Origin of the sequence: Paraburkholderia sp. IMGN_8 (assembly GCF_038050405.1) — a bacterium.
In the GTDB taxonomy this organism is placed as follows: Bacteria; Pseudomonadota; Gammaproteobacteria; order Burkholderiales; family Burkholderiaceae; genus Paraburkholderia.
Map to the genome: position 1 here is coordinate 3,305,128 of NZ_CP150900.1, position 21,828 is coordinate 3,326,955.

General features: G+C 63.5%; 17 protein-coding genes. 6 read left to right on the plus strand and 11 right to left on the minus strand.

From position 1 onward, the window contains the following. The first annotated feature begins 15 nt into the window (after window positions 1–15). From WN982_RS15155 to WN982_RS15180, 6 genes are all read left to right on the plus strand, one after another. Window positions 16–1,047 carry a glycosyltransferase family 1 protein gene (locus WN982_RS15155; protein WP_341312768.1) on the plus strand — a complete coding sequence of 344 codons (1,032 nt, stop codon included), beginning with the start codon at window positions 16–18 and terminating at the stop codon, window positions 1,045–1,047. A gap of 20 nt (window positions 1,048–1,067) precedes the next feature. Then, on the plus strand, window positions 1,068–1,709 hold the full coding sequence (locus WN982_RS15160) for a diacylglycerol kinase (RefSeq protein WP_341312769.1): 642 nt from the start codon (window positions 1,068–1,070) through the stop codon (window positions 1,707–1,709). A gap of 321 nt (window positions 1,710–2,030) precedes the next feature. Further along, window positions 2,031–2,756: a TetR/AcrR family transcriptional regulator gene (locus tag WN982_RS15165; RefSeq protein WP_341312770.1), complete on the plus strand. Its 726-nt coding sequence runs from the start codon at window positions 2,031–2,033 to the stop codon at window positions 2,754–2,756. A gap of 2 nt (window positions 2,757–2,758) precedes the next feature. Further along, window positions 2,759–3,343 carry a TIGR00730 family Rossman fold protein gene (locus WN982_RS15170; RefSeq protein WP_341312771.1) on the plus strand — a complete coding sequence of 195 codons (585 nt, stop codon included), beginning with the start codon at window positions 2,759–2,761 and terminating at the stop codon, window positions 3,341–3,343. A 75-nt stretch (window positions 3,344–3,418) separates the two neighbouring features. After that, window positions 3,419–4,165 carry an SDR family oxidoreductase gene (locus WN982_RS15175; RefSeq protein ID WP_341312772.1) on the plus strand — a complete coding sequence of 249 codons (747 nt, stop codon included), beginning with the start codon at window positions 3,419–3,421 and terminating at the stop codon, window positions 4,163–4,165. A gap of 252 nt (window positions 4,166–4,417) precedes the next feature. Continuing rightward, window positions 4,418–6,409 (plus strand): glycosyl transferase, encoded by a 1,992-nt coding sequence (locus WN982_RS15180; protein WP_341312773.1) that lies wholly within the window; start codon window positions 4,418–4,420, stop codon window positions 6,407–6,409. Window positions 6,410–6,451: 42 nt separating this feature from the next. Here the strand turns inward: WN982_RS15180 and WN982_RS15185 are convergent, their stop codons facing one another. The 11 genes from WN982_RS15185 to kdpB form a co-directional block, all read right to left on the minus strand. Further along, window positions 6,452–7,072: a DUF924 family protein gene (locus WN982_RS15185; RefSeq protein WP_341312774.1), complete on the minus strand. Its 621-nt coding sequence runs from the start codon at window positions 7,070–7,072 to the stop codon at window positions 6,452–6,454. Window positions 7,073–7,508: 436 nt separating this feature from the next. After that, window positions 7,509–8,456, minus strand: coding sequence for an IS110 family transposase (locus tag WN982_RS15190; protein WP_341312542.1), 948 nt, complete (start codon window positions 8,454–8,456; stop codon window positions 7,509–7,511). Between the two features lie 812 nt (window positions 8,457–9,268). Next, window positions 9,269–10,672 (minus strand): IS4 family transposase, encoded by a 1,404-nt coding sequence (locus tag WN982_RS15195; protein WP_341312775.1) that lies wholly within the window; start codon window positions 10,670–10,672, stop codon window positions 9,269–9,271. 311 nt (window positions 10,673–10,983) lie between these two features. Next, window positions 10,984–11,397, minus strand: coding sequence for a group II truncated hemoglobin (locus tag WN982_RS15200; RefSeq protein ID WP_341312776.1), 414 nt, complete (start codon window positions 11,395–11,397; stop codon window positions 10,984–10,986). A 25-nt stretch (window positions 11,398–11,422) separates the two neighbouring features. After that, complete coding sequence (locus tag WN982_RS15205; RefSeq protein WP_341312777.1) at window positions 11,423–14,005, minus strand: FtsX-like permease family protein; 2,583 nt, start codon at window positions 14,003–14,005, stop codon at window positions 11,423–11,425. After that, window positions 14,002–14,613 carry a DUF4126 domain-containing protein gene (locus WN982_RS15210; protein ID WP_341312778.1) on the minus strand — a complete coding sequence of 204 codons (612 nt, stop codon included), beginning with the start codon at window positions 14,611–14,613 and terminating at the stop codon, window positions 14,002–14,004. Before WN982_RS15210 ends, WN982_RS15205 begins: the two co-directional genes overlap by 4 nt. 263 nt (window positions 14,614–14,876) lie before the next feature. Next, the gene (sugE, locus tag WN982_RS15215) at window positions 14,877–15,197 is read right to left on the minus strand and encodes a quaternary ammonium compound efflux SMR transporter SugE (RefSeq protein WP_341315801.1); all 321 of its coding nucleotides are present in this window, start codon (window positions 15,195–15,197) and stop codon (window positions 14,877–14,879) included. A 144-nt stretch (window positions 15,198–15,341) separates the two neighbouring features. After that, window positions 15,342–16,040, minus strand: coding sequence for a two-component system response regulator KdpE (gene kdpE / locus WN982_RS15220; protein WP_341312779.1), 699 nt, complete (start codon window positions 16,038–16,040; stop codon window positions 15,342–15,344). Further along, window positions 16,033–18,981, minus strand: coding sequence for a DUF4118 domain-containing protein (locus WN982_RS15225; RefSeq protein WP_341312780.1), 2,949 nt, complete (start codon window positions 18,979–18,981; stop codon window positions 16,033–16,035). The genes kdpE and WN982_RS15225 overlap by 8 nt, the downstream gene beginning before the upstream one ends. A 117-nt stretch (window positions 18,982–19,098) precedes the next feature. Further along, complete coding sequence (gene kdpC, locus WN982_RS15230) at window positions 19,099–19,677, minus strand: potassium-transporting ATPase subunit KdpC (RefSeq protein ID WP_341312781.1); 579 nt, start codon at window positions 19,675–19,677, stop codon at window positions 19,099–19,101. A 40-nt stretch (window positions 19,678–19,717) separates the two neighbouring features. Continuing rightward, window positions 19,718–21,802 carry a potassium-transporting ATPase subunit KdpB gene (kdpB, locus tag WN982_RS15235; RefSeq protein WP_341312782.1) on the minus strand — a complete coding sequence of 695 codons (2,085 nt, stop codon included), beginning with the start codon at window positions 21,800–21,802 and terminating at the stop codon, window positions 19,718–19,720. Window positions 21,803–21,828: the final 26 nt, after the last annotated feature.

Below are 21,828 nucleotides of genomic sequence, written 5' to 3' on the forward strand. Positions count from 1 at the left end.
CATTGGGCCAAACCGATGAAGATCATGATCGTCACCGATGCATGGGAACCGCAGGTCAACGGCGTCGTGCGCACGCTGAAAAACACCACGCGCGAGCTGACCGCGCTCGGCCACCATGTCGATCTGCTGACGCCGCTCGAATTCAAGACGATTCCGTGCCCGACCTATCCTGAGATTCGCCTGTCGCTGCTGCCGCGCCGCAAGCTGCGCGAGCGTATCGACGCGTTCGCGCCCGACGCGCTGCACATCGCCACCGAAGGCCCGCTCGGCATGGCCGCGCGCTCCTATGCGATCCAGCACAAGCTGCCGTTCACGACCGCCTATCACACGCGCTTTCCCGAATACGTGCAGGCGCGCTTCGGCATTCCGCTCGCCGCGACTTACAAGTTTCTGCACTGGTTCCACAAGCCGTCGCTGGCGGTGATGGCGCCCACACCGGTGGTCAAGGCTGACCTCGAAAAATTCGGCTTCACCAATGTCGTGCTGTGGACGCGCGGCGTCGATCTCGACATCTTTCACCAGATGGACTCGAAGGTGCTCAACACCGCGCGGCCGATCTTCCTGTACGTGGGACGTGTGGCGGTCGAGAAAAACGTCGAGGCGTTTCTCAAGCTCGATCTGCCCGGCTCGAAATGGGTCGCGGGCGAAGGCCCGGCACTCGCCGAACTGAAGTCGCGCTATCCGCAGGCGAACTACCTCGGCGTGTTGACGCAAGCCGAGCTGGCCAAGGTCTACGCGGCCGCCGACGTGTTCGTGTTCCCGAGCCGCACCGATACCTTCGGTCTAGTGCTTCTCGAAGCGCTGGCCTGCGGCACGCCAGTCGCGGCATATCCGGTGACCGGTCCGATCGACGTGCTGGGCGACGGCGGCGCAGGCGCCATGCATGAAGACTTGCGCGAAGCCTGCCTCGGAGCGTTGAAGATCGAGCGCAGCCATGCGCGGGCGTGGGCCGAGCGCTTCTCGTGGGCGGCGGCGTCCGAGCAGTTCGCAGCGCATCTGAAGCCGCTGCCGCGTGCCTCGTACAGCGAGGAAAGCGCCGCCGCATGACGCGACGCGCCGAGCCGCTTATGCGAACCAGAACCTTTACCATGGCGCGCACCGCGAACGGCGCGTTGCGCGCCGTGAAGACCAGCGCCGGGATCGACACGGATGCCGACGCGGCCAGCATCGAACCGTTCGACGATGTGCGCGAACACAGCGAACCGAACGATGTGAATCAGGTGCATCACGCGAACGGCGTGAACCACACGAGCCCCGCTAGCGAAACCCACCACGAGCCGCTCAGCCCCGACGATCCACTCACGCCCCTACCTTTCAATCCGTACAAGGGCAATCGCGGCCTGACCCGCGCGTGGCACGCGATGAAAAATTCACTGGCCGGCTTCCGCGTCGCGATCCGCGAGGAAAGCGCGTTCCGCCAGGAATTGACGCTCGCCGCGATCCTGCTTCCGTGCGGTGTGCTGGTGCCGGTCGATCCCGTGTCGCGCGTGTTGTTGCTCGGCTCGGTGCTGCTGGTGCTGATCGTCGAGCTGCTGAATTCGAGCCTCGAAGCGGCCATCGACCGGATTTCGCTCGAACGCCACGAACTGTCGCGGCGTGCCAAGGATCTCGGCAGCGCGGCGGTGATGGTCGCGCTCGGCATGTGTGTGATGACGTGGGTGTTGATCGTCGGGCCGCTAGTGGTGCATTGGGTCAAGGCATGGCTATGAAGTCCACGCTACCTGGCGCTCCAACGTCCCAAAGTATGAAAACCCTGAGTATCCGCTTGGTATAAGAACGGTCGGTTTATAATCGTCCGATAGTCTCACGAGAAAACGCTGGGCTACCCCAAGTTTTCCGCTCCGAAAGAAGTCTCCCGCCCCGAAGGAAGTCCCCTTGAGGGATTGAGGGATTGGGGGATTGCCCCCTCGGAGGGCCTGTCGCGCAGCGACAGGTTTGGGGCGCTCAACTATACCAACCGCGTCCGGGTGGATCACGCGAAAGCGGCACGCCGCCACGCGTTCAGCCCGGCGTAACCAGGGCCGGACGACATGGAAGCCAAACCTCCCCGCCGCACCCGCGAACGGATCCTCGAACTGTCGTTGAAATTGTTCAACGAGATCGGCGAGCCGAACGTCACGACGACGACGATCGCCGAGGAAATGGAAATCAGTCCAGGCAACCTGTACTACCACTTCCGCAACAAAGACGACATCATCAACAGCATCTTCAGCCAGTTCGAGCAGGAGATCGAAAAGCGTCTGCGTTTTCCCGACGATCACCGAGCGACGATCGACGAGATGTGGTCGTACCTGCAGTACATGGTCGATTTCACCTGGCGCTATCGTTTTCTGTATCGTGACCTGAACGATCTGCTGGCGCGCAATCGCACGCTGGAGACGCACTTCAAACAGATCATCAGCCACAAGGTGCGCTTTGCGAATCAGTTCTGCGAGCAACTCGTCGCCGACGGCGAAATGGTTGCAACGCCCGAAGAACTGCACGTGATCGCGACCAACGTCGGCGTGATCGGCACGTACTGGCTGTCGTATCAATTCGTGATGAACCCGCGCAAGTACAACGAGCAGGAAACGATTCGTGCGGAACTGCATCAGGTGAGCGTGCAGATCGTTTCGCTGATGGCGCCTTATCTGCGCGGCCGCTCCCGGCAGTTGTTCGACGATCTCATCTCGGGCAAGCTGCCCAAGCGCGAGTTCTACGACTACCTGCCGCCCAAGGAAGGCGCCGCGCCCCGTAACGAACCGAAGGACGTTTGAGCATGAATTCGGTGTGTGTATTTTGCGGCTCCTCCGACGGAGCCAAACCTTTGTATGCCGAAGCCGCGCGCGCGTTCGGCCATGCGCTGGTCGAAGCGGACCTCGCGCTGGTGTACGGCGGCGGCAAGGTAGGTCTGATGGGCGTGATCGCCGATACGGTGATGGCCGAAGGCGGCCGTGCGATCGGCGTGATTCCAGAACTGCTGGTTAACAAGGAAGTCGGCCACAACGGCCTGACCGAATTGCATGTCGTGCCCGACATGCATCAGCGCAAGAAGATGATGGCCGACCTGTCCGACGCGTTCGTCGCGATGCCAGGCGGCGCGGGCACGCTCGAAGAGCTGTTCGAGGTCTACACGTGGGCCCAACTCGGCTATCACCAGAAGGCGGTGGCACTGCTGAATATCGACGGCTTCTACGATCCGTTGATCAATCTGCTCCAGCACACGGTGGACGAAGGCTTCATGCGGCAAACCTACTTCGACATCCTGCAGATCGATGCCGATCCTGTCGCACTGATCGGCAAGCTGCAGCGCTATCAGCCGCCCGCCGCCGACAAATGGGCCGTCAAACGCGAAGAGGTTTGATTTCCACGGCCTGCGTTCCGGTCACCGAATAGCCCGCGCGTTCTGCGTGGGCCGCTTTCACACGATGAGGTTGCGATGACGAAAGCCGTTCTGATCACCGGTGGCAGCCGCGGCATTGGCCGCGCAACCGCCCGTTTGCTGGGTGCGCGCGGCTGGTCGGTTGGCGTGAACTACGCGCATAACCTCGCGGCCGCGCAGGAAACCGCCGCCGAAGTGGAACGCGCGGGCGGCCGCGCGCTGCCGATCGCCGGCGACGTCGCCAACGAAACCGATGTGATCGCGATGTTCGATGCCGTCGAACGGACCTTCGGCCGGCTCGATGCGCTCGTCAACAATGCCGGCATCGTCGCGCCGTCGATGCAGCTCGCCGATATGGAGCTGGCGCGCCTGAAGCGCCTGTTCGACGTCAACGTGCTCGGTGCGTATCTGTGTGCGCGCGAAGCCGCACGCCGGATGTCGAAAGATCGCGGCGGCGCGGGTGGCGTGATCGTGAATATCTCGTCGGCGGCAGCGCGGTTAGGCTCGCCGAACGAATACGTCGATTACGCCGGCTCGAAAGGCGCCGTCGACACCATGACAATCGGCCTCGCCAAGGAACTCGGCCCGCAGGGCGTGCGCGTGAATGCCGTGCGCCCCGGCCTGATCGACACCGAAATCCACGCGAGCGGCGGCAAGCCGGACCGCGCCGCCCAGCTCGGTGCGCAAACGCCCCTTGGCCGTCCCGGCAGCGCCGACGAAGTTGCCGAGACGATCGTCTGGTTGCTGAGCGATGCCGCCTCGTACGTGACCGGCGCGCTGCTCGACGTGACCGGCGGTCGCTGAGCCGCCCTCTTCCTTTCTGAGCGACAGGCCGTTTCCCACGGCCGCTTTTCCCCCTTCCAAGTATGAATTCCCATCGATCTGATGCGGAATCGACGCCATTTGTTCGATTACGCCCATTACCTTCGCTTTTTCCGTAATCGACCGTAATAAACTGGGGCTACAATCGCGCGGAGCGTGTGCAACCGCACGCGACGCACAGCCATTGCATAAGTTCGCGGCCCATGCCGCCGCGCACGGCGACCAGAGATCTTCATGCACGAAAACCCATCCGCGCGTTGGCGCACGGGGCACGCCACAGCCGCGCCGGCCGGCCCTGCCGACAGTGCGCCGGAGCAGGCGCGCCCCGACTCGGCGGACATCGCTGAAGGCAACGCCGGCTCGTCGGGCCGGCGGGCTGCCGCAACTGCAACCACAGCCGAAGCGCCCGCAGGACCCGCAGCCCCAGCGGGCACGGCGAGCCCCACCGACCGCACCTCGCGTGGCGCCCAGCGCTTGCGCGCGCTCACTGCTGCCCGCCCGCTGATGTGGCTCGTCGCGCTGGCGATCCTGTGCGCGTGGCTCTTGCCCGGCACCTTGGGACACGAGCCGTGGAAACAGGACGAGACCTACACGTTCGGCATCATCCAGCACATGCTCGACACCGGCGACCTCGTCGTACCGACCAACGCCGGGCAGCCTTTCGTCGAAAAGCCGCCGATTTACGACTGGGTCGCCGCGGGACTCGCCTGGATGTTCGGCCGCTATCTCCCATTGCATGATGCGGCGCGCCTCGCGAGCGCGCTGTTCGCCGCACTGACCGTCTACTACACCGCACGCGTCGCCCGCCGCGCGGTAGCCGAGCCGAGCTGGTTCGACGTGCGCGTGATCGGCACGCTCGCGTTGTTCGCGAGCACACTCGTGGTCATCAAACACGTGCACGACATGATGACCGACGTCGCACTGATGGCCGGCGCCGCGCTCGGCTTCTGCGGCCTGTTCGAACTGGTGCTGGTGCATCTGCGCGACGAAGCCCGCCTGTTGCCAGTCGACGCACGCCACCGACGCCACGCCATCCTGAGCGCGGCCACGATGTTCGGTGCTGGCGTCGGCGTGTCGCTGCTCGCCAAGGGTCTGTTCGTGCCGCTGGTGTTCGGCGCGACCACCGTTGCGGCGCTGGCGCTCTATCCTGCTTGCCGCAACCGCAGCTTTGCAGGCGCGCTCGGCATAGCCGCACTCGTCTGCGCGCCGTTTGCGCTGATCTGGCCGATCTTCTTCTATCTGCGCTCCGAAGCGCTCTTCAAGCTTTGGCTGTGGGACAACAACATCGGCCGCTTCTTCGGCTTTTCGGTGGCTGCACTCGGCTCTGAAAGCGAGAGCCATCTGTTCGTGCTACGTACGGTGTTGAGCGTCGGCTTTCCGGTCGTGCCGCTTGCATTGGCCGCGCTCGCGGGCGGCGGGTGGCGCCGCTGGCGCGATCCGCGCGTCGCGCTGCCGGCGATCTTCGCGGGCACCGGCTTTGCGGTGCTGCAAAGCTCGGCCACGATTCGCGAACTGTACATCCTGCCGTTTATCGCGCCGCTTGCACTGCTGGCGATGCAGGGTATAGAGAAGCTTCCGCAGCGTCTGCACGCAAGCTGGGACATGGTAAGCCGCGTGCTGTTCGGCAGTGTGGCCGCGCTTGCGTGGATCGTCTGGTCGATCATGAGCCGCCCTGTCGAGACTCACGGATTGTTGCATCGGCTTGGCCGCTGGTTGCCGCTCGACTGGGTGATGCCGGTCAAACCCGGACTGATCGCGGCCGGCCTGCTACTGACGTTCGGTTGGCTGTGGCTGCTGCCGGTATTCAAGCACACCGGCAAATGGCGCGGCGCGTTGAGCTGGTGCGCGGGCGCGATCGTCGCATGGGGACTTGTGAGCACGCTGCTGCTGCCGTGGCTCGACTATGGGAAGAGTTACCGCTCGGTGTTCGAAAACCTCCGCGCCCAAATGAATATCGCATGGAAGAACGGCGATTGCATGGCCAGCAAGGGCCTTGGCGAATCGGAAGCGCCGATGCTGTACTACTACACCGGTATCGAGCATCGGCCGATCACGAATACCGACGCGACCACATGCACCTGGCTGATCGAGCAGAGCCGCCGCGACGATGCCCACACGCCGCCGGGCGATTGGCGCCTGTTCTGGTCAGGCGCGCGTCCGGGCGACAACGACGAACTATTGCGCGTGTTCGTGCGGACACCTATGCCGGTCGCACGCGGCGACTAAAGCGCTTTGCCGGCGCGGCGATCAGTTGTGGGTTCAATCGGCTTAGAACGACGAGCCGGGCTCTTGCAGGAAGGCGGTTTCTTCAGCCGTCGAGGGTCGTGCGAGTATCGCATTGCGATGTGGAAAGCGTCCGAAGCGCTCGATGACTTTCGCGTGTCTGAGCGCGAACGAGTAGTAGGACTCGCCGCCTGGTTCAGCCTCGAGCTGCTTGAATAGGCGCAGTGATTCGTGCTGGCTGGCGGGGGTTTCGTCGTGCTCGAAAGGCAGATATGCGAATGCGCGGTGATGTGCTGTAGGCAATAAGCTGTCGGCACCGGTTGCAATCATCTGTTGCGCGATGTGCAGCGCTTTTTGATCGGCGGCGAAAGCGCGTGGCGTGTTGCGGTGGCAGTTGCGGGAGAACTGATCGAGGATGATGATTAGCGCCAACGCGCCGAGCGGGGTTTCTTTCCAGTTGTCGAGGGTGTCTTCTTCGCGTGCCGCGTCTATTAGGTTGCCGAAGCGTTCCAGTAGCATCGCGTCGAAAGCTTTATCGCGGGAAAACCACCGCTTGCGCGGTTGGCCGAAGGTGGGGGCGTTCGGGGCGCCGAACCAACAATCTAGTGCTGCGCGGGCCTGGGGGTTTAAGGCGGCGTAGTCTGCCGCTGTTGTGTAGGGGTTCATTGATCGGGTCTCGGGGGGTCTTCTTCGCTATAGCGAGTTTATTATCGCCTGCGGCGGTGTTTGGCTGTTTGCTTGGGGCGTTGGGCTTTGCTTTTGTTTTTTTGCCTTTGGCGGCGGCATTTTTCTGTGTGCCTACGGTATTGGCTTTTTCTTTTCTTATTGGTTTATTAGCGTTGCCCCTGTGCGGGGCGGCACCTACTTTTCTTTGTCCACCAGGTGGACTTCCTTCGGGGCGCCGGCCGCAAAGAAAAGCAACCGTATTGGAAGTCAAGCGGCGAGCTGTCCCTCAAGGTGCGAATTGTCGGTCGTGGAGAGCATTTTGTGGGCGCGCGTAATCCTCGCGACCCGCACGATTGAGCAACCTGCAGAAGGTGGGCATGGGCGGCGTGAATGCTTGCGTTAAAAGCGCAACAGCCGGACGCAACCCTGCCGGAAGTCAGTCAGCCGATGGTCTCCAGGGTGTCGAGTTGTGGACCATGGCGTTGAGCGTGACGATGAGTTTGCGGATGCAGGCCGTCATGGCAACCTTGAACGGCTTGCCGGCGTTGCGCAGACGGTCATAGAACGCCCTGATGGTGGGGTTAAAGCGCAGCGCAGGCACGCAGGCCATGTACAGCGCGCGCCGCACGATGGCGCGGCCGCCCTGGATGCGACGCTTGCCGACATGCTTGCCGCTGTCGCAATTGAAAGGTGCGACGCCGGTGAGTGCGGCGATCTCGCGGCGGTTCAGCGAGCCGAGCTGGGGCATGAAGGCGATCAGCGTCGCGGCAGCGCCGGGGCCGATGCCGGGCACGGAGCGCAGCAGGTCTTCCTTCTGGCGCCAGGCAGGTGAAGAACGCAGGAACGAATCGATGTCATGATCCGCGAGCCTGAGCTGCTGTTTGAGCCACTTGATGTGATCGTTCAGGCTCCCGCGGGCTGCGGCATGGGCGCGCTCCAGGCGTGCTTTCTCGGCGACCAGCATGTCCATGAGCTGGGCCCGGCGCAGCAGCAGGGCCTGCAACTGCTCGGTCTGTACATCGTTCAGGGGGCGCACGACGGGCTTGATGGCAGCGGCGAATTGAGCAATGACAAACGCGTCGATGCGATCGGTCTTGGCGCGCGTGCCGGTGGCCCTGGCGAAGTCGCGCACCTGTCGGGGATTGACCGCGACAGCGGGCAGTCCGGCCTGACAGAGCGCCCTGAGTACGGCGAGCTCGAGCTTGCCGGTGGCCTCCATGACGATCAGTGTGGGATTGAGCGCGCCAAGGCGCTGGACCAGCTGGTCGATGGCGACGGTTTCATTGTCGACACTGAAATGTTCGGTGGTGTCGTGGATGGCGACATCGAGGGTGCTGCCGCTGACGTCGATGCCGATATAAACGGAAGAAGAAGGCTGGTTCATCACGGTACCCATACTTGCAGGAAAATACGAGCTCGGGGCTCAGTCAACTGTTCGGGTTAAGAGGATGAAAAGGACAGTCGCTCAGGCTTTTCTGCGGGCTCGAAGCACTTTAGGCAGACGAGCTGACTGTCCATGTGGCGACAACTGATCGGATCGGCGCCACAGGAGGGAATATACAAGTAGGCAAAAGAAAGCGGCTCAAACCGCTAATGCTAAGCGGGTCCCCTGGCTTGGAGGAGGCAGTGGAGCATCTGGAATCAGTGTTCTCGCGCATTCCGCGCCGGTGACAAGGCAGTCATACTTCCGGCGGCGCTCCGCGCGCCGTGGCGGTACTTCATAAAACCGTCGGCCGTTTTCGCGTCAACGTTTCGCTTGACGCTTTCAGCGGCGCTACACGCGCCGCAGCGGTACTTCGCAATACCGTCAGGTACTTCCGTGCCTGCGGTTATTCAAGCGTAACAGCTTGCCTTTGCTGCGCTAGCGTAGCTCACGGCTGCGTTTCGTTCGGCGAAGTGGCCCGCTTTTCCACAATTCAGCGACTCGCCGAGGCAAAGCCGATGGTCCCCATCGCGCGCAAACGAAGCCACCGGCTTTTCTGGTGGACCGTTCCGGCGAGCACGCAGCGAGAGGCGGGAAGAATGATCCGAAGGTACCTACGTCCCATCGATTTTGTGAAGTACCGCCACGGCGCGCGCAGCGCCGCCGGAAGTATGACTGCCTTGTCACTCACGCCGAATGCGCGAGGGCACAGATTCCAGATGCTCCACTGCCTCCTCCAAGCCCTCAGGATTACCCACATCTCGTGATGTGAATCACCCGTCCTGGCTAAAGATCCGGTACATCTCGGTGATTTCGTGAAGGACCAGGAACCCTCGCCACATGACGGTGGGCCCGGGCGGGTGATCATGCTTACGGTTCAGATAACCGCCGAGTTTGGCGATCCACAGTACGACTTCGCCTAGCGAAGGCGTTGCCACCGGTGGTTTTGAGGTGCGGTTGGCGCGGCAGTAAAGCGCGCGCCATTCGTCGGGCTGAAGTAGCACTTCACACGACAGATCCGGGTCGGCCCGACCCAGCAGCGTGGCGTACATGATTCGCCAGCTGATCACTGCAAATAGCGCGGTCGCGCGGACGAACCGTTCAAGATTGCCGAACTGGCGCGCCTCGATCCGACAGCCGCTTTTGAGCACACGATGCCACGATTCGATCGTCCAGCGACGTGCATACCATTCGAGTCGTTCAAGTGCATCGCTCAGCGTGAGCGTGGGCACAGAGCTGAGCAGCATCCACTCGAGCGGCTCGACGCCCGCTGGCGGATCGGTTTCAAGTGCGTGGATTGCAAACACCTCCACCGGGGTGAGCCGGGCGCGCCCGGTGCCTTTGGTCGACGCTCTGGGTGGTGCAATCAGGCTGACCTGCGTGCAACGCAGCGTCAGACGCGCAATGCGCCGGGCCATGTTGCGGTGTGCCGGCAACTCCAGCTCGATTTCGCCCAAGGGGGCGCTCGCCGTCACCGTGTCCCAGAGATAACGCTCGGGGTGCGCCGTCCGACGGTCCCATGCCGCACGAATGAGCCAGTCTACGCCAGCAGGCCGCTCGGCCACGAACACTTCATAGACGTCGCTTTCGCGGTCGCCCACGCCCACCATGCGCGTATCGGGACATCGGGTCTTAAGGGCTGCCAGATGGTTCAGACCCTCAACCCATTTAACGCTTTCCTTGTCATTGAAGTCGCGCTTTGAGCGTTGACGCCTGCGGCCCAGATCTGCGTCATCGCGCACCCACGTCTTCATGCCCAGCACGCCGAGCGGCAGGCCTTCCGGTGTCACGGCCAGCAGGCTGTGCAGCATGAAGCCGCGCGACTGGTTGCCCGTGCCGTAGCCCAGGCCTTCGGTCGCGCCCAGATGCGTCAGGTTGAATTCGGTTGTGTCCTGCACCGCGAGCACGACTGGCACCTGGGTCATGCGCTTGAGCGTCTGGTCTACGTGAGGTGCAAGCACACCGTCCGTATCGACCTGGTCGTTATCGAAGAAGCGATAGGCCGCCTTGAGTTCGGCGGCATCCATGGAGCGTGGAAACGAGCAGTCCGGTGTGCTGGCAAGCCGGCGTGCCAGTGCAACGAGCCGATTCGTCAAACGGGCATCGCCCAGATTTGCCGCACCGAATTCGATGTCGGCCCAGTCGTCCTGGTCATCCTGATTCTCGGTCGAAGGCAATTGCGTCTGGTTCCTGTGGCGGTGCCTCAAGTTAACACCACCTCAAGCTGTTTACAAGCGCTATCCCGGCACAGATGTGGGTAATCCTGAGCTCCAAGCCAGGGGACCCGCTTAAGAATTAGCGGCGTGAAGCCGCTTTCTTTGCTTACTTTCTTTGCGGCGGCAAAGAAAGTAAGTGCCTGCCCCGCACAGGGGCGACGCCAATAGACCACCAAGAAATCAAGGAAAGGCCACCGCCGTAGGCAAACAGAAAAATGCCGACGCGAAAGGCAAAAAAAAAACCAATCACCGCCTACGGCGACAAAAAACCATTAACCATTCCGATTCCGCATCCAGTCAGCGGTCTCAAAGAACGACCCCAACAGCCTCTCGCGCAGCGATTCAGAAAGCCCCACATCCTCCATGGCCCAGGCCATACACCTAATCCACTGATCCCTCTCGCCGGAAGCGATAGCAAACGGCAAATGCCGAGCCCTCAACCGAGGATGCCCAAACCGGCTGATGTAATGATCGGGCCCACCCATCCATCCGCACAGAAACCAGAAAAACTTGTCCCGCGAGCCATCGAGCGACTCCGGATGCAAAGCCCGAATCCCGGCGAATTCCGCTTCGAGATCCATCAAGTCATAAAACCGGTCGACCAACTCGCGCACGCGAGCCTCACCGCCCACCAGTTCGAAGGCCGTCGGTCCCGCCGTGGACCCTTCGTCGTTAAGATCGCTCATACCCAGTCACAAAACAAAAAAGAAATCACGCATCCCGCAGCGATTGCAACGCCGGTCGCGTTAGCACATGCCGCAAGCTGAGCCAGCCGCCAACCCCAGCACAAGCAATCCCGGCAGCAATACCCGCCGGCAACAACCACGGATCAAAACTCAGATAAAACTCGAACACGCGGGTAGCCAGCACCCATCCAATCACCTGCGCGCCCACGGCCGCCATCAGCCCCGCCAGCGCGCCCACCGCGACAAACTCGGCAATCTGCACCGCCCGCACCTGGCGATGCGACGCCCCCAGTGCGCGCAGCAGCGCAGATTCTCGCATACGCTCATCGCGCGTGCCGGCCAGCGCCGCGTACAGCACCAGCACCCCAGCCGCGAGCGTGAACGCAAATAAAAACTGCACCGCGCCAATCACCTGCTGCAACACGCGCTGTACCTGCGCCAGAATCGGACCAGTGTCGATCGCAGTGAGGTTCGGATAAGCAGAGATCAAACCATCGATAGTCGCCTGCCTCGAAGGCGGCAGATGAAAACTGGTGATGAACATCGCCGGGAAATCCTGCAAGGCCGCCGGTGGCATCAGCACAAAAAAGTTGACCTTGAACGAGCCCCAGTCGAGCTTGCGCACACTCGTCACGGGCGCGTCGATCTGCAAGCCCGTCACGTCGAAGCGCAGCGTGTCGCCAGGCTTCACATTGATCAGTTTCGCCAGCCCCTGCTCAATCGAAATCTGCGGCGTTTTCGTGTCGCCGTACCACGCACCATCGGAAAGTCGATTGTCCTCGGGCAGCGTCGTCGTGTACGACAGATTGAATTCGCGGTCCACGAGGCGCCTTGCATCGTCGCCTTTGAACGCGTCCGGATTGACCGGCTTGCCGTTGATCGCGATCAGCCGGCCGCGCACCATCGGCGAGAGCACCGTGCCGGGCACACCATGCGCGCTCAGATATTGCGTGACGGCTTCGCGTTGGTCGGGCTGGATGTCGATGATGAATTCATTCGGCGCATCGGGCGGCGTCGATTTGCGCCAGCCGGCTACCAGGTCGTTGTGCGTCATCGCGATCAGCAACAGGCACATTAAGCCGATGCCGAGCGCGGTAATCTGCAGTGCACTCGCACCGCCGCGCCGCTCAAGCGACGCCAGCGCATACCGCCAGCCGATCCCCGCATTGACCCGCTCGCTGCGCACGAAACGCGAGGCGCCCCACAACGCCAGCCGCGCGATGCACGCGAACACCAGCAAGCCGCCCGCAAAACCGCCCGCGACGATACCGCCGAGCTTCAGCTCGCCCGCCGCGACGATCAGCAGCGCGGCGAACAGCACGATGCCAAGGGCGTAGGCGGCCCACGCGGTGCGCCCCGCGTCGCCCCATTCGCGACGCAGCACCCGCACCGGCGGCACGCGCGTCAACGGCAGGAGCGGCGGCAACGCAAAGCCGAGCAACAACACGAGACCCGCTGCGATGCCCTCGAGCGCCGGCCATGCGCTCGGGTACGGCAGCGCGACATCGATCAGACTGCCGAGCCACGTCAGCAACGCAAGATGTCCCGCATAGCCGAGCGCAACGCCCACTGCCCCGCCGATCAAACCGAGGCCGAAGAATTCGAGCGTGAAGAGCGCGCGCAGCGTCGCTTGACTGACGCCGAGGCAGCGCATCGCCGCGCAGCTGTCCAGATGCCGGCGCATATAACGATGCGCGGCCATCGCGATCGCTACCGCCGCGAGCAATGCGGTGAGCAGCGAGACGAGCGTGAGAAAGTGGCTCGCACGGTCGAGCGTCTGACGCACTTGCGGCTGGCCGTCCTGCAACGACTCGAGCGCGACGCCGCGCATCTTGCCGCCGTCGACCTTGTCATGCGCGAACTGAGCGAAGCGCGCGACCGACGCATCCGTACCCGCCACCAGCAGCCGATAGGTCACGCGGCTGCCGAACGTGAGGAGGCCAGTCGATTGGACCTCGTCGGCGCGCAACATCAAACGCGGCGAGAAATTGACGAACGAGAAGCCGCGATCCAGTTCGCGAGTGATCATCGCGCCGATCGTGAAGTTGCGATTGCCGACCTTTACCGTGTCGCCGACATGCAGCTTCAACGCGTCGAGCAACGCCTGATCGACCCAGGCGATGCCCGGCGGCGGAATCGATTGCGCCGGATGATCCGCCGCGCCAGGCGCGGATGCGATCCGCAACGCGCCGCGCAACGGATAACCCGGCGACACCGCCTTGATGGCGGCGAGGCGCGAGACCGGTTGCGCGCCGGTCGAATTGATCATGCTGGGAAAGATCGCGGTGCTGGCCGTATTCAGACCGAGCGCCGTGGCTTGCTGGGCGAATGCCGGATCGACTGGATGATCGGCGCGCACGATGAAATCGGCGGCAATCATGCGGCGTGCATCACGCTCGAGCCCTTGATGCAACCGGTCCGCCAGGAAGCCGACACTCGACAAAGCCGCGACGGCCAGCACCAGCGCCAGCAGCAGCATTGTCAGTTCGCCCGCGCGCCAGTCGCGCACCGTCATGCGGATGGCCTGGTGCAGCAAGTCGGTGCTGCTAAACCGGCGTCGCGAGCTTGATGCAACACGCGCCGTCGAACCTCGTACCGTATCGCTCAATCGTGCCTGCTCCTGACCAAACGCGACACCATGTGCGTCGCCATCCCGCGGAAACCGCCCTGCACTCCGCGCCAAAGCCTCGGCAACACCCAGCCCGCCAGCATCAGGAAACCCACCATCAGCACCAGAAACACAAGCGGCACGAACAGCGCGAGCAGCATGCCGCCGAACACGAGGCCGTCTTCAGCGGTCGAGGTCACGACATTGGAGACCGGTTCCGGCGACAGATTGATCAGCGCGCGTGTGCCCGCTTTCGCCAGATGCGCGGTGCCGGCCAGCGTGCCGCCCGCGAGCGCGGCGACGGTCAGGAGCGCCGGATCGGCATGACCAAGCGCGCCGACGGCCAGCACGGCGCCGGCCGGAATGCGGATAAAGGTGTGGATCGCGTCCCACAAGGAATCGAAGGCGGGAATCTTGTCGGCGAGGAATTCGGCGACCGTCAGTACAGCTGCGACGCCGATCACCCACGGCGAGGACAGTGCGGACAGTGTGTCGGGGAGATGGATGAAGCCGAGGCGCTCGAGCACGCCGGCCAGCAAGACCGTCAGATAGAGGCGCAGACCGCTGCCCCATGAGAGGCCAGCAGCAAGCGAAAGTGATTCAAGCATGGCCGCCTCCAGGCGCGCTGTGCGTGCCGGGCGCTTCGACGGGCAAAGGAAAGGAAGCCGCCGCACCGAAGTCGTCAGACCCGCGCCAAGCCGGCCGCGCCAAATAGGCCGCGGGCAATTTCAGGTTGGATTCAACTTCATTATAGCCACGTTAATTCGCAGAACGCAGAGCGGTGAACAAATGGCGGCCTCGAATAGGCGCGCGACCCGGAGTGAAAATTAAGCGCGCGCAGACTCGCAGCAACCACCCTGCCGACAGCAGCTCAATGCCCCGAGGAGAGCTTCAGGCCGATCAATCCGATCACGATCAGCGACGCGCTCGCCACTCGCGCGGCCGTCAATGCTTCGCCCATCATCACAATGCCGAAAATGAACGCGCCGACCGCGCCGATCCCTGTCCACACCGCATAGGCGGTGCCGAGCGGCAGTTGACGCATGGCCATCGCGAGCAGGACGAAGCTGCCGAGAGCGGTCACGAGCGTGAACACGGACGGCCAGAGCCGGGTGAAACCTTCGGAGGTCTTGAGACCGGCCGCCCACGCGACTTCGAGCAAACCGGCAATCAATAGAAGAAACCAGGACAGGAGACAACTCCATGGTCAGATGGGGCCGTCCCCGTTCGTAGCGGATGCGTAAGGTCGTCCTTACAATCCGTAACTATACCAAATTGGTCCGCACGCTCGCTGCGGCGGTCCGTCACAAGGGCGCCTACGGGGCTCAGAACAGCGTCACACCGCCCCGACCAGCCGGTATCCGACGCCCGTTTCAGTGACGATATATTCGGGCTGCGCCGGATCGCGCTCCAGCTTGCCGCGCAGATGCGCCATATAGATGCGCAGATAGTGATGGCTTTCGACATGCGACGGCCCCCATACGTCGCGCAGCAGTTGCCGGTGCGTCAGCACGCGGCCGGCGTGACGCACCAGCGTCGCGAGCAGGCGGTATTCGATCGGGGTCAGATGGACCGCGGCACCGTCGCGGCTCACCTGACGCAAGGCCAGATCGACGGTGACCGCGCCGAAACGCACCTGCGGCGATTCGTTGGCGCCGCCGTGGTTGCGCCGCCGCATATGCGCGCGAATCCGCGCCAGCAGTTCGGAGACGCCGAACGGTTTGGTGAGGTAATCGTCCGCGCCGGCGTCGAGCGCGGCGACTTTCTCGATTTCCTGGGTGCGCGCCGACAGCACGATCACCGGCAATTCGCTCCAGCCCCGCAGTTCGCGGATCACGTCCAGACCGTCGGTGTCGGGCAAGCCGAGATCGACGATCACCAGATCGGGCTTGCGCGTCGCGGCTTCCACAAGACCTTGCTTGCCGGTCTCGGCGTCGTGCACCACGATGCCCTCGCCTTCCAGCGCCGTGCGCACGAAGCGGCGGATCTGCTTTTCGTCTTCGATCAAAACGACGGTGATGCTGGGGTCACTCATGGGTAGGCTTGGAGAGCGGGTGGTGGGGTGAATTGAACTCGAGCGGCGCCGCGGCAGCCCGCTCCCGTTGCAGCGGCGTTTCCGCTGCCGGAGCGTTCGGCTCGCCTGGCGCAGACGCGCCGCCCGCCGCCGCCGATGCCGATGCCGAATCAGCGGCCGACGCGTCGATATCCTCGTCTTCCAGCGAGTCAGGCGCAGCGGGCGGCGTTTCCACCGGCAGCGTGAACCAGAAGCGCGCGCCTTCGACGTGACCGTCCGCCTTCATCCGGTTGAGCGCGCCGATTGTACCGCCGTGCGCATCGACGATCGCGCGGCAGATCGCGAGGCCGAGCCCGATGCCCGGCTTGGCCGACTCTTTCTCGCCGCGCGTGAATTTCTCGAACACGCGCGCCTCCATGCCGGCGGGCAGACCCGGTCCGGTATCGTCGACGGTGACGCGCACGAACTGCTTGCCGCCCTCCTCGATCACTTGCGCGCCGATCGTCAAAAGCGTATCCGCTGGCGTGTATTTGGCGGCGTTCTCGAACAGGTTCGAGAAGAGCCGCTCCATCAGCACGGCATCGAGGTGCAGCAGCGGCAAGTCCGCGGGCAGCTTCACCTGCACCGGATGATTCGCCAGCACGCGCCTGCAGGCACGCAACGCAGCGCCGACCGTTTCTTCGAGCAGCGTCCATTGCCGGTTCAATTGCAAGCTGCCCGCCTGCAAGCGCGCCATGTCGAGCAGATTCGTGACGATGCCGGTCATGCGCAGCGCCTCCTCATGGATCGCTTCCACCAGATCGTCACCGGGTTGCGCGCCGGAGTGAGCTTCACGCGACTGCGCGAGCATCGACGAAAAGCCGACGATCGTCGTCAACGGTGTGCGCAAGTCGTGCGAGATCGCCGACAGCAGCGAATTGCGCAGGCGCTCCGACTCCATGTTGACCAGCGCGTCGCGCGCGATTTCGACGTAATGCACGCGCTCCAACGCCAGCGCGATCTGCGCGGCGAACGCATCGAGCATCCGTTGCTGTTCGGGTACGTCGAGTTCGCGCTCGTCGCGCATCACGACCGCGAGCACGCCGCGCGTGCGCATCGGCGCCTTGAGCGGCAAATAGAGCGCGGCGGCGGCGGGTAGCGTATCGGTGCCATGCCCAGCCGGTTTCTGCTGATCGTAGACCCACTGGCCGACGTCGATATCGAGCATCTCGCCGTCGAGCGTAATCGCCGCGTCGGGGTCTTCGATCTTCTGCTTCACCTGATCGACGCTGTCCGGCAACAGGATCGCGACTCGTGCGCCGAACACCTCGCTGACGTGCCGGCTGCCGATGCCGACGATCTGTTCGGTCGCGAGCGCCGCAGCCAGTTCGCGCGCCATCGCGTACATCGCGCCGGTGCGTTGTTCGCGGCGCCGCGCGACGCTCGCCTCGCGACGCAAGCTCGAGGTCAGATGGCTGATGACGAGCGAGGTCAACAACATGCCGAAGAAGGTCAACAGATACTGCGTGTCGGACACCGACAGCGACATGCGCGGCGGCACGAAGAAGAAATCGAATGCGGCGACGCTCAGGAACGACAGCACGACACCCGGTCCGCGGCCCAGTTTCACGGCCGTGAAGATCACGCCGAGCAGATACAGCATGACGAGGTTCGTCAGATCGATATGATCGATCAGCTGGCTTGACAGCAGCGTGATACCCGCGCAAATCGCCAACGCAAAGCTGTAGGCGCGCGGCGGCGAGCGGCGCTCGCGCGCCGCGCTCAATGCCTCGCGCCACGCGTTCGCGGTAGTGTTCAGCAACGTGCGATGCTCGCCACCATCGCGCTCCGACGACGCGCGGATCAACGTGAGATCGAGGTCGCCCGCGCGCTCGGCGATGCACTCGCCAAGCGGGCGGTGCAGCCAGCGCATCGCGCCCGTGCGCGACGATGCACCCGCGACCAGCTTCGACACGTTGCGCGCCTGCGCATAGCCGATCAAGGCAGCGACCGCATCGGTGCCGGCAAGCGTCGCCGTTTCCGCGCCGAGTTCGGCGGCGAGCTTCAACGCGTTCAGCGTGCGTTCGCGACGCGCGTCGGGCAAACGCTGCAGCGCGGGCGTTTCGACATACACAGCGATCCAGTCGGCTCTCAAGCTTGCAGCGAGACGCGCCGCGGCCCGCACCAGCGTCGGCGCTTCCGGGCCGGGACCGACACACACCAGCAAGCGTTCACGCGCCTGCCAGATCCGCTGGATCGACCGGTCCGCGCGATACTCACGCATCTGCGCGTCGACGCGATCTGCGGTACGGCGCAATGCGAGTTCACGCAGCGCAATCAGATTGCCCTTGCGAAAGAAGTTACGCACCGCGCGCTCGGCCTGCTGCGGCAAATACACCTTGCCGTCGCGCATCCGGTCGAGCAGTTCCTCGGCGGGCAGGTCGACCAGCGTCACTTCGTCGGCGCGATCGAACACGCGGTCCGGCACCGTCTCCCAGACGCGAATGCCGGTGATCTGCCCGACCACGTCGTTCAGGCTTTCGAGGTGCTGGACGTTGACCGTCGTGTAGACGTCGATGCCCGCGTCGAGCAGCTCGTAGACGTCCTGCCAGCGCTTCAGATGCCGTGCGCCCTGCACGTTCGAATGCGCGAGTTCGTCGACCAGAATCAGTTGCGGCTTGCGGGCGAGCGCGGCGTCGAGATCGAACTCGCCGAGCTTGCGGCCACGATACTCGATTTGCATGAGCGGCAGCACGTCGAGGCCGTCGAGCAGCACGGCGGTTTCCTCGCGGCCATGCGTCTCCGCAATGCCGACGACCACGTCCGCGCCCTCATCGAGACGGCGCCGCGCGGCCTGCAACATCGCATAGGTCTTGCCGACCCCGGCCGACGCACCGAAAAAAATCTTCAGCTTGCCCCGCTGACGTTTCTCTTCGTCGCGTTGCAGTTTGTCGAGCAATTCGTCAGGATCGGGGCGGTTCATGCTCAATGGTTTTCATAGTAAGGCGAGCGCTGGTGCGTACATGGTGGCACGGTAGCGGCCGGGCCGCAAATGGCAAAGGCGGCGTCACGCGGACGCCGCCTTTGCGAACAACAGCGTTTAACCTTGTTTCATCTGATCCAGCGCCAGGTTCAGTTGCAGCACATTCACGCGCGCCTCGCCCAGAACGCCGAACTGGCGGCCGCTCGTATAACGCTCGACCAGTGCCTGCACGTCGTTCGGCGCAAGCTTACGCGCTTTCGCCACGCGCTCGATCTGATACGCAGCGGCCGCCGGGCTGATCTCCGGATCGAGACCGCTGCCTGAGGACGTCACCAGATCGACCGGCACCGGCTTCGACATATCCGTGCCGGCGGCCTTCAGCGCGTCGATGCGGCCTTTGATTTCATCGGTCAGCGCCGGGTTGGTCGGCCCAAGGTTCGAGCCGCCCGAATTCTGCGGGTTATACGGCATCGGGCTGGTCGCCGACAAACGTCCCCAGAAGTACTGCGGCGCGTCGAACTGCTGGCCGATCAGCTTCGAGCCGACCACTTTGCCGTCCTGCTCGAGCATGCTGCCGTTGGCCTGATCGTGGAAGGCCGCCTGACCGACAACGGTCATCACGGCGGGGTAGGCAAGTCCGGTAACGGCGGTCAGCACCGCAAAGATCACGATCAACGGACGGAACAGATTTTTCATGATTGGCAATTCCTTTTAATGGCTTTCCGACTCGCGGTTCTCAAACCCAGCCGAACGCGGCCAGCACCATATCGATCAGCTTGATGCCGATGAACGGCACGATGATCCCGCCCAAACCGTAGATCAGCAGATTGCGGCGCAGCAGGATCGCGGCGCCGAGCGCGCGATAACGCACGCCTTTGAGCGCCAGCGGAATCAGCAGCACGATGATCAGCGCATTGAAAATCACCGCCGACATGATCGCGGAAGCCGGCGTCGCAAGATGCATCACGTTCAGCGCGTTCAGTGCCGGATAGGTCGTCGCGAACGCAGCCGGAATGATCGCGAAGTACTTGGCGACGTCGTTGGTGATCGAGAAGGTCGTGAGCGAGCCGCGCGTCATCAGCATCTGCTTGCCGATCTCGACGATCTCGATCAGCTTGGTCGGATTCGAATCGAGGTCGACCATGTTGCCGGCTTCCTTCGCCGCCTGCGTGCCGGTGTTCATCGCTACCGCGACGTCGGCCTGCGCGAGCGCCGGGGCGTCGTTGGTGCCGTCGCCGGTCATCGCGACCAGCCGCCCTTCGGCCTGGTGCGCGCGGATCGTTGCGAGCTTCGCTTCCGGCGTGGCTTCGGCGAGGAAATCGTCGACGCCTGCTTCAGCGGCAATCGCTGCGGCGGTCAAACGGTTGTCGCCGGTCACCATGATGGTTTTGATGCCCATCTTGCGCAGTTCGGCGAAGCGTTCCTTGATGCCGCCCTTGACCACGTCCTTCAGCTCGATCACGCCGAGCACGCGCGCGCCCTGCTCGCTTTTCTCGGCGACCACCAGCGGCGTGCTGCCGCGGCGTGCGACTTCAGCGACCGAGTTGCTGACTTCCGTCGGGAAACGCCCGCCGTTGGCTTCGACGTAGTTCTTCACCGCATCGGCCGCGCCCTTGCGGATCTCGCGGTTCGGCAGATCGACACCGCTCATCCGCGTTTGCGCGGTGAAGCCGAGGAATTCGGCATGCAGCGACGCCATGTCGCGCTGGCGGATATTGAAGCGTTGTTTAGCCAGCACGACAATGCTGCGGCCTTCCGGCGTTTCGTCGGCGAGCGACGAAAGCTGCGCGGCATCGGCCAGCGCTTCTTCGGTCAAACCGGGCGCCGGCACGAAGGTCGAAGCCTGGCGGTTGCCGAGCGTGATCGTGCCGGTCTTGTCGAGCAACAGCACGTCGACGTCGCCGGCCGCTTCCACGGCGCGGCCTGATGTGGCGATCACGTTGGCTTGCATCATCCGGCTCATGCCCGCCACGCCGATCGCCGACAACAGCCCGCCGATGGTGGTCGGAATCAGGCACACCAGCAGCGCGACCAGCGCGGTAATCGTGACCACGTGTCCGGCTTTCGCGGCTTCGACGGAGAACATCGAGAACGGCAGCAGCGTGGCGGTAGCCAGCAGCATCACGATCGTCAACGCGACCAGCAGAATCGTCAGTGCGATTTCGTTCGGTGTTTTCTGACGCTTCGCGCCTTCGACCATCGCGATCATGCGGTCGAGGAACGCCTCGCCCGGATTCGCCGTCACACGCACGACGATCCAGTCCGACAGCACGCGCGTGCCGCCCGTCACCGACGAAAAGTCGCCGCCCGATTCGCGGATCACCGGCGCGGATTCACCCGTGATCGCCGATTCGTCAACCGACGCGACACCGTCGATCACTTCGCCGTCGGCCGGAATCACGTCACCGGTTTCGACCAGCACGACGTCGCCTTTACGCAGATCGGACGCCGTCAGAATGCGGATCGGCGACTTTGGATGCGGCTCGTTGAGCTTCTTGGCCATCACGTCTTTCTTCGCGCTGCGCAGCGACGCCGCCTGAGCCTTCGAACGGCCTTCGGCAAGCGCTTCCGCGAAGTTCGCGAACAGCACCGTGAACCACAGCCATAACGTGACCGCGAGAATGAAGCCCGCGGGCGCCTCGGCCTGGCCGCCGAGCGCGGCGATCCAGAGAATGGTCGTCAGAATGCTGCCGACATACACGCAGAACATCACCGGATTACGGAACTGCGTGCGCGGCGTGAGCTTTTTGAAGGAGTCCACGATCGCCGGGCGCAGCAGCGCCGGGTCGAACATGGACCTGGTTGCATTATGTTCAGTCATTGAATCCTCGAATTTCCCGTTATCGC